Below are 12,505 nucleotides of genomic sequence, written 5' to 3'. Positions count from 1 at the left end.
GGCATCGGTCACGCATGGCCTCCGATCAGCAGTTGGCGCTGCAGCGTCTTCAGCGGCATCGACGGTTCCAGGCCCAGTTCCCGGTCCAGGGTGCTGCGCAGCGTGTGATACACCCGCAGCGCGTCGCCGCGCCGGCCCGCGTGGTTGAGGGCGGACATCAGCTGGCTGTGAAACCATTCGTTCAGCGGGTGCGCGGATACCAGCGAACGCAATTCCGGAATCAAATGATGCTGCCTGCCCAGCTCCATGTCGGCCCTGATGCGCAATTCGAGCGCGTGGGTCCGGGCCTCGTCGAGGTGCACGGTGTGCGCGCGCAGAACGCTGCCGACTTCGACGTTGGCCAGGCAAGGGCCGCGCCAGAGCGCCAGCGCCGCTTGGAGCTTGCTCGACGCCTGCTCAGGTTGTCTTCGCTCCAGAAGCACTCTGCCCTCCTCGCAGAGATTCTCGAAAACAGTGGCGTCGAGCTGGTCGTTCTCCAGCCGCAGGCTGTACCCCGGCGGCTGGGTGCGGATCGAGTCGCGCGCGGTCCCGGGTTCGCTGCCGCGGTCGAGGATCTTGCGCAACTGGTAAATGTAGGTCTGTGCGGTCGTCATCGCGCTGCGCGGGGGCTGCTCGCCCCACAATTCGTTGATGAGCGAAGCGGTCGAGACGATTCCCCGGCTCTGCAACGCGAGCAGCGCCAAGGTCTGCCGGACCTTGGGCGCGGTCGGGGTGCATTCCCGATGATCGACAAAAACTTGCATGGGCCCCAATATGCTGAATCGAATAGATGAGATCATCCGTATTCCCCCAGGTAAATACGCGGTATTCTCCGCGATTCGACTGCGTCGCTTCCGGCACAAAGGCGTCCCCTCGGACGGCCTTGGGCGTTGCTTCCCGGACACCCCTGCCCGGACAGGACGTTCGCGACGGTTCCTGTCGGCCAGCTGGCGCTGTCCGGGACTAACGCCCCATACTGCACGCTTTCAACAACAGGCTGATAGTTGCTGGTTTCGGAACGAGAATCAACGGACGTGTATCGAAAGATCTATACCGGGTGTATCCAAGGACGGAGGCGACGCGGGACCGAGGCGTCCGCGCGGAGGATTCCGTGCCGCCGGACGGCGGTACGCGGCTACTGAGGGCGCCCGATCGCTCGCAGAGGTTCGACCAATTCAGGAGCCACGGCTCCGGCCAGCGCGACGGCCTCGGCCAGCGGCAGGTCGAGAACCGCGTACGCGCCATGGCCGGCCGCGGTGGTGGCCACGAGCGTGGCTACTCCGGCCCGGCGCTGGAAGAACGACTGCTTGATCGCCCAGCCGACGATGGCCGGAGTGTGCAACGCGGACGTGCTCCGGCGCAACGAACCGGACCGGGTCACCAGATACCCGTCGACGAGGGCGTGGCCGAGCGCCCGATACCGATCGACCGCGAGCAGAGCGGCCACCGCCGCGGCGGCGAGCGCGACGATCCACGGCCAATCGGGCAAGCCGAACGCGGTTCCGGCGGCGAGGGCCGCGGCGGGCACGAGGGTGGCCGACAGTGCCCGGCTCAGCCTGCGGCGCAGGGCGACGGGCGGGTGCGGGGTCAGCCGGGCGGCGGCGGGCGACGACGGCAGGCCGAGCACTTCCTTGATCACCCGGTGCACCTCGGCGCGAGGAGCGGGCGGGGACAGCATTCCGCTGGTGCTCTTGTTCCGCTCGTGGTGCACCCCGGTCGCGATCACCGAAGACCTGGCTCCGCGCGCGGCGCGCAGCAGAGGCTGTTCGTGGACCGAGGCTCCGTGCAGCCGCGCCGCGTCGATGGTCAACGACCGGGAAGTGAAGAGGCCGCGCCGGATGCGCACCGACTGGTCCGGTTCCCGCGTGACCCGGTAGTGCCAGAACTGCACGATGTAGCCCAGCAGGGACGTCAGGCTCGCCACGACGACGAACACGCCCGCGGCGGCGAGGATCACCGTGAGCAGCGGGGTGCGTTCCGCCCAGTCCCGGACCGCGCGGACCGGGCCGAGAGCGTCGGCGGTCAGGCTCAGCTCGTTGACCACTCGCGCGCCGACGCCGAAGACCACGGCGATGGCGGTCAGGCCGGTCAGGGTCAGCGGCGCGTACCGCAGCCAGGCCGGATCGAGCCGGGCCAGTTCGACCGGCTGCGCCGGAGCCGCCGGCTCCTCGCCGGCCGGGGACGAGGCGAGCAGGGCGGCCCGCAGCCGCTCCGCTTCGGCCACGGTCACCGCGTCCAGGCGCAGCGGCGGGGCGGAGCGGCGGCGCTGCGTGGACGTGCCGGTTCCGATGTGGACGTCGGCGAGGCCGAAGAGCCGGTGACCGATTTTCGCGGTGGACTCCACGGTGCGGATCCGTGGCCGCGCAACGGAAATCTCGCGCAGGGTGAGCATGCCGGTGCGCAGTTCCACCTGCTCGGCGGTGACCCGGTACTCGGTGCGCCACCAGACCACCAGTCCGCGCAGCATGATCACCGCGACGGCGGCCAGCGACCAGTAGATCCGGCTGGTCTCGCCGCGGCCGAGCACCACGACCGCGATCAGGACGGGCAGCAGCCCGGCGAGTTCGTGGATCGGCCGGACGACGATCATCCAGGGATTCAGCCGCCGCCATCGGGCGTCCTCGGCGGTCGTCATGTCGCGTCCGTGGGGCTGTTGTGCGCTTTCGCGGTCAGTTCGCCGACGAGCCTGCTCGCCTCCGCGCTGTCCAGACCGGCGATGCGGACCGGTCCGGCGGCCGAGGCGGTCGTCACGGTCACGGTGGCGAGTTTGAGCCAGCGCTCCAGCGGGCCGCGCTGGGCGTCGATCGTCTGGATGCGCGTCATCGGGACGATCCGCCATTCCTGGTGGAACCATCCGGTCAGGGTGTAGATCGCGGTGTCCGTGGCCGACCAGCGGTGCACCCGGTACCGCCACCGGGGCATCGTCAGCACGTAGGCCGCGGCCGCGACGACGATCACCGCGACGGCGAGCAGAGCCCACAGCGGTCCGCCCGCGGCGAGGGCGGCGATCAAGGCCGCGGCGATTGTCGCGGCGCAACCGGCGCCGGCGCGCAGCGACCACCACGTGATCGCCCTGCGGTCTACTTGGTGTTCCGGCTTTCTCAGCCCGAACTCGGATGGCGACAGGGGCGTAGACATTGTGACACCTTAACGCAGAACGCAATTGATTGAACTCGGCGGGAGAACGACTCGGGATTTCTCGGCAATTCGGTCACGGCCGGGTCGAAAATCCGTGCAAGACCGGTGGGGAGCCAGTCGAGGCCGCTGCTCTAACACGGCTCGAAGGGCCGAAGTTAGCGTCCGTGACCATGTCAGACGCGACACTGAGCGGACTAGAGTCCAAAATCGCCGTAGTCACCGGGGCGGGCCGCGGCCTCGGGGCCACTATTGCACAAGAGCTGGCTGGTCGCGGCGCGTCGGTCGCGGTCGTTTACCACAGCTCGTTCGAATCGGCGCGCACCGTCGTGCGCGACATCGAAGAGCGCGGCGGCCTTGCCGTCGCGGTGAAGGCGGATGTGCGCGACGCCGCGCAGTGCGAAGCGATGGTGGCCAAGGTGACCGGCACGCTCGGCGAACCGGAAATCATGGTGCTGAGTGCGACCGGATTCGCCGACGTGCTGCGCGGTCCGGTGCTGAAGCATTCTCTCGACCAATTCACCGACAATCTTGTCGCGCATTTCCGGGCCTCGCTCGCGCCGCTGTACGCGGCACTGCCGGGAATGGTGGAGCGCAAGCGGGGGTCGGTCGTGTACGTTTCCGACGCCTTCGCGCACCGCACCGCGCCGAAGGGCCTCGGGCACGCGCTGCCCAAGGTCGCGGTGGAGACGGTGCTGAAGCATCTGGCCATCGAACTCGGACCGAGCGGCGTTCGCGTCAACGGGGTGGTCCCGGGCGCCGTGCGCAGCGACGGGCTCGAACGGGCCCTCGCCGACGAGTCGGTCGCCGCGGACGTTCGCGCGCACATCGCGCAGATCCCGCTGGGCCGGGTCGCGGAGCCGGAGGAGGTCGCCCGTGCCGCGGCCATGCTCGCCAGCGACGAGTTCGGCTACGTCACCGGCGCGTTCGTGCCGGTCACCGGCGGCAGCTTGATCATGTGACCCTCCACTGTGGACGATTACGGAACGGGTGCTATGCGGATCTTGTTCACCATCACCAGCTGGAAGGGCTTCTATTTCAGCCAGGTTCCGCTCGGCTGGGCCCTGCAGGCCGCCGGACACCAGGTCCGGGTGGCCTGCACGCCCGCGGAGGCGGGCTCGGTCGGGGCCGCCGGACTGGTGCCGGTGCCAGTGCTCGAAGCGTTCCCGGCGATGCAGAGCGAACGCGTCGCCCGGGTCGCGCAGTGGGCCGCGACCGGGCGGTTCGACGGGCCTGACGAGCTGCGCCCGTTGCACCCGGTGACCCGGCGGCCGATGAGCGGCCCGCACGAGTTCGACCACGAAACGGACGGGCGGCGGTTCTGGGACGAATGCGTGCGCGTGATCGGCCACAACTGCGACGCCGCGGTGGATTTCGCTCGAGCCTGGCGGCCCGATCTCGTGCTCTACGACCCGATGGCGACCGAGGGGGCGATCGCCGCCCGCGTGGTGGACGTCCCGTCGGTGTACCTCACGCCGGGCGGTTTCGGCACCGTCGACGGTTCGGACGAGGCGGACGGCGATGTCTCGTTCGACGACCCGAGCGGAGCTTGCGAACGACACGGCGTCCGCGCCTGGGACCGGTCCCAGATCGCCCACGTCGTGGATCCGACCCCGGACGCCGTGCCGGTCCCGTTCGGCACGGCGACCCGGCTTCGGGCGAGATACGTGCCCTACAACGGGGTCGGCGAGGCGCCCGAGTCGGTTCTGTCCGCCGCCGGCCGTCCCCGCGTGTGCCTGATCTGGAGCGGGCTGGTCACCGAGGTTTACGGCGACCGGGTGCCGATCCTGCGGCACGCCGTGACGGCGATCGCCTCGACCGGTGCGGAGCTGGTCGTCCTCGCCCCCGGCCCGGAGTCGCTGTCGCTGCTCGGCGAACTGCCGGCAGGCGCCCGCGTGCTCTACCGCTATCCGTTGCAGATGGCGCTTTCCCACTGCGACGTCCTGGTCAACTCCGGAGCGATCAACTCGCTGATGACGGCGTCCGCGGCGGGCGTGCCGCAACTGGTGCTGCCGATGGCCAACGACCAGGTCGAGATGGCCGCCCGGTTCGCCAGGGCAGGCGCGCTCCTGACCGTGCCGGGGGTCGACGGCACGCCCGCGCAGATCAAGGACGCGCTGGAGCGGCTGCTGACCGGGCGGGAGCACCGGGAGGCGGCGCGCCGGCTGGCTGACGAGAACGAACGCAGGCCCTCGCCCCTGCGGCTGGTCCCGGAGCTGGAACTGATCGCAGCTCAGCACAATCGAGGAGACGAATCATGACGACCGCGACAGAAACCCGAAAGCCGGCCCAGCTGCCGTCTCTGACCGGTGCCAGGTGGATCGCCGCGTTGCTGGTGTTCTTGAGCCATGTGGCGCTGCTGGAGCATTTCTACGGCGACCGCGCCGTCGGGACGGTGCTCACCCGGGTGTTCGGGCACGCCGGCTCGACCGGGGTGGAGTTCTTCTTCATCCTCAGCGGTTTCGTGCTCGCCTGGGCCGCCCGCCCCGGCGAATGCAAGGCCGCGTTCTGGCGCAGACGGTTCTTCAAGATCTACCCGAACCACCTGGTCACCTGGTTCGCCGGGCTGATGCTGGCCGCGGTTTTCGCGCAGGCGGCCAACCTCGGCGGGCCGGTTCCCAGCCTGCTCCTGCTGCATTCCTGGCTGCCGACGGGCGCGAGCCCCAACGCGCCGTCGTGGTCGTTGTCCTGCGAGGCGTTCTTCTACCTGCTTTTTCCGCTGCTTTTCAAGCGAGTCGGCAAAATCCGCGAGTCCCGCTTGAAGTGGTGGGCGGGCGGGGTCGCGCTGGCGGTCATCGTCATGCCGTTCGTCGCGTCTCTGCTTCCGGCGCAGCCGGCGTTCGTCGTCAACGGCACCACGGTGTCCGCGCTCCAGTTCTACCTGGTGTACTTCCTGCCGCCGGTGCGGATGCTGGAGTTCGTGCTCGGCATCGTGGTGGCCCGGCTGGTGCTGAGCGGCCGGTTCCCGGCGATCGCGCCGCGCTGGGCGGCCCTGTTCGCCGTCGTGGTCTACGCGGCTTCGTTCTGGACGGGCGCCATCTTCGGTGTCGCCGCCACGATGGTCGTCCCGCTGGCGCTGCTCATCGGGTCAATGGCCCGGGCGGACGCCTCGGGCGCGCCGACGCGGATCGCTTCACCGCGATTCGTCTGGCTCGGCGAGGTGAGCTTCGCGTTCTATCTGGTGCACTGGCTGGTGCTGCACTACGGACATCTGGCGCTGGGCGGCGGGTCGTACAACTTCGCCGTCGCCACGCTCGTTGTCATCGGGCTTTTCGCGGTCTCCCTGGGGCTTTCGGCCGCCCTGTACCACTTCGTCGAGCGTCCGGTCATGCGCCGGCTCAGCGTTTCGAAGAAGTCGCGGAAGGTTGTCGCGCCGGCTGAGCTTCAGCCGGAGCCCCCAGTGCAGTCCGCGTAAGGGAATAGGACTCGCGAATGTCGCCTCCGGCCCGAAATGGCCGGAGGCGACATTCGCGATGTTTCGTCAGATCAAGTCGTCGCGGGTGACGCTGCGGTGGCGGACCAGCCAGCCGTGGGTGGAGTTCTCGTTACGCACCAGGACATCCTCGAAAACCGTGCTCATCAGCAACTGCGACGTCTCTCCGCGAGAAGTTTCGAAAACGACGGCGTAGCTGCGCGTGCGCGCGACCTCGGGGCCGTCCGAATCCGAGGTTTCCACTGAGGTCATGCCGAACCAATGCCGTCGGATCACACCCCGCCGTTTCATCGCTTCGGTGGCCGCGCGTGCCGCCGCTTCGATGGCCTCCCGCCCGGTGAACGGCTCGGGGTGTGCGTTCGCGGTGAAGGTGCCGTCCTCAGCGAACGTCCGGGCGTACCGCTCCACTTCGCCGTCGTCCAGCAATTGCATCTGCCAGGCGTAGAACTGCTCAATGCCCTGGCGCAACCGGGCGGGGCCGGTCTCGATGTCGAACGTGGTCATGCCACTTCCTCTCCGGTCACAACATCTTCCTTGAGCGATCCCTTTCCCAGGGACGACAATCGCGCGTGCAACGGACCGGCACCGCGGCCGCGCGCGGCGACGTAGCCGTCGGGCCGGGCGAGCAGCCAGTCGGCGAGGTCGAGGCCGAGACCGGAGCGCAGCCCGTCGTCGGGCAGATCGCCCGCGATGGTCCGTACCCTCAGCCAGTCGACGTCCGGGCACACCGCACGCAGTTCGGCGTCCTCCGAGCCGAGCACCAGCAACCACTGCGGGTTGCGCATTTCGCGCAAGAGTTCCGACCAGCCGGCGCTCCTGGCGCCCTCGGCGTCCACTCTGGACAAACGCGCGCCGGGCCGTACCGCGGCCTGCGCGGCCGGCTGGGTCAGCGGGCTGTCGTCGTAGGTGAGGTCCAGTGCGGACATCCCGGCCATGATCTTGCGTTCGATCCGGTGTTTCACCGGGCGCGCCGCCCGCAGCACCGCCAGTCCGGCCGGGAGGAACGCCGTCATCAGCGAGTTGCGCAGCGCCACCAGCCCGGTAGCCGTGCGGGTCGAGCCGAGCAGCTTCCGGCCGATCGGCACCCGTTCCTTGTCGTAGCTGTGCAACAACTCTTCGCCTGCTTGTCCGCGGTAGACCATCGCCAGCTTCCAGCCGAGGTTCACCGCGTCCTGGATGCCGGTGTTCATGCCCTGTCCCGAGGCCGGGCTGTGCACGTGCCCGGCGTCGCCGGCGAGCAGGCAACGGCCGTGCCACAGGGACTCGACCATGCGCTGCTGGATGGTGAAGACCGATACCCAGGTCGGGGGTTCGACGGTGACCCGCTCCCCGACGGCCGCGGAGATCTTCCCGGCGAACCGTGCGCCGACGAGGTCCGGGTCGGCGTCGTGCTGAATGTCCACAGTGTCCAGAAGACGCCATTTCCCCGGTGCGGGAAAGGGAACCAGCATGACGGTGCCGTCGCCGGTGTTGAGCCAATGGATGCTGTCGCGGGCCAGGCTCGTGCGGACGATCGCGTCCGCGATCAGCCAGGTCTGCGACGAGTCGCCGATCAGCGGGACGCCGAGCTGTTTGCGGATCGTGCTGTGCGCGCCGTCGCAACCGACCATCCAGTCGGCCGCGACGGAGGTGCGCGTCCCGTCCGCGGAGGCCAGCGTCGCCACGACTCCGTCGGCGTCCTGGGCGAAGGTCTCCAGCCGGACGCCCCATTCGACGTCGACGCCGTGCCGGGCCAGCGCCTCCCGCAGCACCTCCTCGGTGCTGGTCTGGTCCACCATCATCGTGAACCCGAAGCGGGTGGGCAGGGCGGAGTAGTCGGTGTCGAACCGGATCAGCCGCCGACCGCCTTGGTGCAGCGTGAAATGCTCGACCTTCTGCCCTCGGGCCAGTACTGCGTCCAGGACGCCGAGCTGGTCGTAGACCTCCAGCGTGCGCGCGTGCGTGGCCAGGGCGCGGCTGGTCGTCGCCGGTCCGTCGGCCGCGTCGACCAGCCGGACGGGGATGTCCCGGCGGGCCAGCTCGAGTGCCGCGGTCAGGCCGACCGGGCCCGCTCCCACCACGAGAATTCCCGTCTTGTCCGCCATTTCCCCTCCGTTGATCGTCGTCGGCACCACCGTGTGGCACTTCCTTCGAGCCCGCTTCGAGAGAGCCTGCTCGAGGTGCTGTCGAGCCTGTCTTGAAGCCGGATTGCGAACTTCTCCAAGTGGACTCGGCTAGCAAAAGGCGATGTGGCGGTGAACGGTGACTCCTGAACGAATTGCGATCACGGGTATCGGGGTGCAGGCCGCGGGCGGCGACGGGACAAAGGCGTTCTGGGAGCTGCTCACCGCCGGGCGCACGGCGATCAGGGAGATCTCCTCCTTCGACAGCGCGCAGTTCCGCTCGCGCATCGCGGCGGAATGCGATTTCGACCCGCTGGCACAGGGCCTGGACTTTCAGCAGGCCCGCCGGCTGGACCGGGTCGCGCAGTTCGCGCTGGTGACGGAGCGCGAAGCGCTCGCGGACAGCGGGCTCGACCCGGCGGAGCTGGACCCCGGGCGGATCGGGGTCGTGCTGGGCACCGCCACCGGCGCGAGCATCAGCCTGGACCGCGAGTACGCGGTGGCGAGCAACGGCGGATCGCTCTGGGAGGTGGACGACACCTACCTGAGCCGGTACATGTACGGCAACTACGTGCCCAGTTCGATCGCGGTGGAGGTGGCGCGCGACGTCGGCGCCGAGGGGCCGGTGGCGGTCGTGTCCACCGGATGCACGTCGGGGATCGACGCGCTCGCGCACGCCTGCGAGTTGCTCGCCGAAGGCGCGGTGGACGTGGTGATCAGCGGTGCCACCGAGGCACCGATCACGCCGATCACCGTGGCGTGCTTCGACGCCATCAAAGCGACTTCGCCGCGCAATGACGACCCGGCGACGGCGTCGCGTCCGTTCGACCGCACCCGCAACGGTTTCGTGCTTGCCGAGGGTGCCGCGGTGATGGTGCTGGAGCGCGCGGACAGCGCCCGCGCGCGCAATGCGCACATCTACGCGGAGATCGCCGGATTCGCCAATCGCGGCAACGCCTATCACATGACCGGGCTCCGGCCGGACGGCGCGGAGCTGGCGGCGGCGATCACCGCCGCGCTCGCCGCCGCTCGCCGCGATCCGTCCGATGTGGACTACGTGAACGCGCACGGCTCGGGAACCAGGCAGAACGACCGGCACGAGACGGCGGCGTTCAAGAAGGCGCTGGGCGAGCACGCCTACGCCACCCCGATCAGCTCGATCAAGTCGATGATCGGCCACTCGCTCGGCGCCATCGGCTCCATCGAGATCGCCGCCTGCGCGCTGGCGATCGAGCACGGCGTCGTGCCGCCGACGGCCAACCTCACCGAGCGGGACCCCGAATGCGACCTCGACTACGTGCCGGTCACGGCGCGGGATCAGCGGCTGAAGACGGTCCTGTCGGTCGGCAGCGGCTTCGGCGGGTTCCAGTCGGCCATGGTGCTCACCTCGCCCGGGGTGACGGCGTGAAACCTGCGGCCCTGATCACCGGCATCGGTGTGCTGGCACCCAACGGCACCGGAATCGAGGAGTACTGGTCGGCCGTCCTCAAGGGACACAACGGGATCCGCCGGATCAGCCGATTCGACCCCGCGCGCTATCCGGCCCGGCTCGGAGGCGAGATCGCGGGCTTCGACCCGCGCGCGCACCTGCCCGGCAGGCTGCTGCCGCAAACCGACCGGACGACCCAGCTGTCCCTGGTCGCGGCCGGATGGGCCATCGACGACGCCGCGCTCGACTTGGACTCCGTGCCGCCGCTGCGCCGCGGCGTGGTCACCGCGAACACCGCCGGCGGCTTCGAATTCGGCCAGCGCGAGCTGGAGAACTTGTGGAGCAAGGGTTCCCGGCACGTCAGCGCGTACCAGTCCTTCGCCTGGTTCTACGCGGTCAACACCGGGCAGATCGCGATCCAGCAGGGGATGCGCGGCTCGTCCAGCGTGCTGGTCAGCGACGACGCCGGCGGCCTTGACGCGCTGGCCCAGGCTCGCCGCACCATCCGGTCGGGCGCCCAGTGCGTGCTGAGCGGCGGGGTGGACGGCTCGCTCTGCCCGTGGGGCTGGGCGAACCAGCTGACCCGGGGCGAGATGTCCGAAGTGGACGACCCGGACGGCGCGTACCTGCCGTTTCACGCGGATGCCAGCGGGTTCGTCGCGGGAGAGGGCGGGGCCATCCTCGTTGTCGAGGACGGCGAAGCGGGGCGGGCACGCGGTGCCCGGCGCTACGGCGAGATCGCGGGTTTCGCCAACACCTTCGACCCGGCTCCTGGCCGGGGAAGGCCACCCGCGTTGCGCCGGGCCATCGAACTCGCGCTGGACGATTCGGGGGTCACGGCGAGCGAGGTCGACGTGGTTTTCGCCGACGCTTCCGGGGTGCGCGAACAGGACCAGGCGGAGGCGGACGCGATCACCGGGGTGTTCGGGGCTCGCGGTGTCCCGGTCACCGCGCCGAAGACGATGACCGGCAGGCTCGGCGCCGGCGGCGGGGCGCTGGACGTGGCCACCGCGTTGCTGTCGATCCGGGACCAGGTCATCCCGCCGACGCGCACGGCGGGCGGCTTGGCGCCGGGGATCTCGCTGGATCTGGTCGCGTCCGCGCGGCCGGCCCCGGTGCGGACCGCGCTGGTGCTCGCCCGCGGGCACGGCGGATTCAACTCCGCCATGGTGGTCAAGGCCGCCTGAACAGGTCCCGAAGGCGTTGGCCCGAGCGCGCTCAAGTTTCGCTCGAGGCGGCGGGGCGGGCACTGCTAGCCGGGCTTGAGATGCCCTGGACCGCGCCCGACCAGCATCGATGGCAAGACACGGTAATCCCCATGGGTTGGAGCGTCGATGAAAGCTCTCGTGCTCGCTGGAGGCGCAGGCACGCGGCTGCGCCCGTTCACGTACTCGCTGCCCAAGCAGCTCATCCCGGTCGCGAACCGGCCGATCCTCGAATACTGCCTGGAGAACTGCCGCAAGGCCGGGATCACCGAGATCGGGATGATCGTCGGCACCAACGCCGATCAGATCGTCGCCGCCCTCGGCGACGGCGCCGGCCACGGTGTCCGCATCACCTACATCCACCAGCCCGTCCCGCTCGGGCTGGGGCATTGCGTGCGCATCGCCCGCGATTTCCTCGGTGACGACGACTTTTTGATGTACCTCGGCGACAACATGCTCCTCGGCGGGGTCGAGGACGTCGTCGAGGACTTCCGGCAGCACCGGCCCGCCGCGGAGATCCTGGTGACCAAGGTGCCCGACCCCCGCCAGTTCGGCGTGGTCGAGCGCGACGCGGACGGGCGAGTCGTCCAGCTGACCGAGAAGCCGGAGAACCCGCGCAGCGACCTCGCGGTGATGGGCGTCTACGTCTTCACCCCGGACGTGCACGACGCGGTCGCCGCCATCCGGCCCAGCGCCAGGGGAGAGCTGGAGATCACCGACGCGATCCAGTGGCTGCTCACCGAGAACCGCGGGGTCCGTGCCCTCGACTTCACCGGTTACTGGCAGGACATCGGCAACCCGGAAGCCTTTCTGGACTGCAATCGCGCGGTGCTCGACGAGACGCCCGGCGCGGTCGCCGGTTCGGTCGACGAGGCCAGCGAACTCCTGGGAAACGTGGTCGTCGAGGACTCCGCGACGGTGATCCGGTCCCGGATCGTCGGGCCGGTGGTGATCGCGAAGGGCGCCGTGGTGCGAGACAGCGCCGTCGGGCCGTACACCGCGGTCGGCGCGGACTGCCTGGTGGCCAACAGCGACCTTGGCGATTCGGTCCTGCTGGAGGCGGCGCAGGTCCGGGACGCCCGCGGGGTCCGCGGGTCGGTGCTCGGCCGCGGGGCCCAGCTGCTGGGCAAGCGCGACCGGCACGCGGTGCTGGTCGGCGACGGCGCGACCGTGGAAATTGGAGGCTGACGAAATGACAGCGACGATAGGCGCGCCCGTAACG

The 12,505-nt window shown here is 69.7% G+C and carries 11 protein-coding genes; 6 read left to right on the top strand and 5 right to left on the bottom strand.

Annotation, left to right across the window (positions count from 1 at the left end):
- Positions 1-8 precede the first annotated feature (8 nt).
- From ACZ7OI_RS49140 to ACZ7OI_RS49130, 3 genes are all read right to left on the bottom strand, one after another.
- The gene (locus ACZ7OI_RS49140; RefSeq protein WP_470271007.1) at positions 9-743 is read right to left on the bottom strand and encodes an AfsR/SARP family transcriptional regulator; all 735 of its coding nucleotides are present in this window, start codon (positions 741-743) and stop codon (positions 9-11) included.
- 371 nt (positions 744-1,114) lie between these two features.
- The gene (locus ACZ7OI_RS49135) at positions 1,115-2,614 is read right to left on the bottom strand and encodes a PH domain-containing protein (protein ID WP_470271006.1); all 1,500 of its coding nucleotides are present in this window, start codon (positions 2,612-2,614) and stop codon (positions 1,115-1,117) included.
- Positions 2,611-3,117, bottom strand: coding sequence for a PH domain-containing protein (locus ACZ7OI_RS49130; protein ID WP_470271005.1), 507 nt, complete (start codon positions 3,115-3,117; stop codon positions 2,611-2,613). The genes ACZ7OI_RS49135 and ACZ7OI_RS49130 overlap by 4 nt, the downstream gene beginning before the upstream one ends.
- A gap of 170 nt (positions 3,118-3,287) precedes the next feature.
- Here ACZ7OI_RS49130 and ACZ7OI_RS49125 point away from each other — a divergent pair, with 170 nt between their 5' ends.
- The 3 genes from ACZ7OI_RS49125 to ACZ7OI_RS49115 are packed head-to-tail and all read left to right on the top strand — an operon-like array spanning position 3,288 to position 6,529.
- The gene (locus ACZ7OI_RS49125; protein ID WP_470271004.1) at positions 3,288-4,076 is read left to right on the top strand and encodes an SDR family NAD(P)-dependent oxidoreductase; all 789 of its coding nucleotides are present in this window, start codon (positions 3,288-3,290) and stop codon (positions 4,074-4,076) included.
- A gap of 33 nt (positions 4,077-4,109) precedes the next feature.
- Positions 4,110-5,375 (top strand): nucleotide disphospho-sugar-binding domain-containing protein, encoded by a 1,266-nt coding sequence (locus tag ACZ7OI_RS49120; protein WP_470271003.1) that lies wholly within the window; start codon positions 4,110-4,112, stop codon positions 5,373-5,375.
- The gene (locus ACZ7OI_RS49115; protein WP_470271002.1) at positions 5,372-6,529 is read left to right on the top strand and encodes an acyltransferase family protein; all 1,158 of its coding nucleotides are present in this window, start codon (positions 5,372-5,374) and stop codon (positions 6,527-6,529) included. Before ACZ7OI_RS49120 ends, ACZ7OI_RS49115 begins: the two co-directional genes overlap by 4 nt.
- Positions 6,530-6,595: 66 nt before the next feature.
- Here ACZ7OI_RS49115 and ACZ7OI_RS49110 read toward each other — a convergent pair whose 3' ends face one another.
- The gene (locus ACZ7OI_RS49110) at positions 6,596-7,051 is read right to left on the bottom strand and encodes a nuclear transport factor 2 family protein (protein ID WP_470271001.1); all 456 of its coding nucleotides are present in this window, start codon (positions 7,049-7,051) and stop codon (positions 6,596-6,598) included.
- Positions 7,048-8,631, bottom strand: a complete 1,584-nt coding sequence (locus tag ACZ7OI_RS49105; RefSeq protein ID WP_470271000.1) for an FAD-dependent oxidoreductase — start codon at positions 8,629-8,631, stop codon at positions 7,048-7,050. The genes ACZ7OI_RS49110 and ACZ7OI_RS49105 overlap by 4 nt, the downstream gene beginning before the upstream one ends.
- 157 nt (positions 8,632-8,788) lie before the next feature.
- Here ACZ7OI_RS49105 and ACZ7OI_RS49100 point away from each other — a divergent pair, with 157 nt between their 5' ends.
- The 3 genes from ACZ7OI_RS49100 (at position 8,789) to ACZ7OI_RS49090 (ending at position 12,471) form a co-directional block, all read left to right on the top strand.
- Positions 8,789-10,057 carry a beta-ketoacyl-[acyl-carrier-protein] synthase family protein gene (locus tag ACZ7OI_RS49100; protein ID WP_470270999.1) on the top strand — a complete coding sequence of 423 codons (1,269 nt, stop codon included), beginning with the start codon at positions 8,789-8,791 and terminating at the stop codon, positions 10,055-10,057.
- Complete coding sequence (locus tag ACZ7OI_RS49095; RefSeq protein ID WP_470270998.1) at positions 10,054-11,265, top strand: ketosynthase chain-length factor; 1,212 nt, start codon at positions 10,054-10,056, stop codon at positions 11,263-11,265. Before ACZ7OI_RS49100 ends, ACZ7OI_RS49095 begins: the two co-directional genes overlap by 4 nt.
- 147 nt (positions 11,266-11,412) lie before the next feature.
- Positions 11,413-12,471 (top strand): glucose-1-phosphate thymidylyltransferase, encoded by a 1,059-nt coding sequence (locus tag ACZ7OI_RS49090; protein ID WP_470270997.1) that lies wholly within the window; start codon positions 11,413-11,415, stop codon positions 12,469-12,471.
- Positions 12,472-12,505 lie beyond the last annotated feature (34 nt).

Source organism: Amycolatopsis sp. NPDC114503 (assembly GCF_055633655.1).
This window is presented reverse-complemented; position numbering and strand designations above follow the sequence as displayed.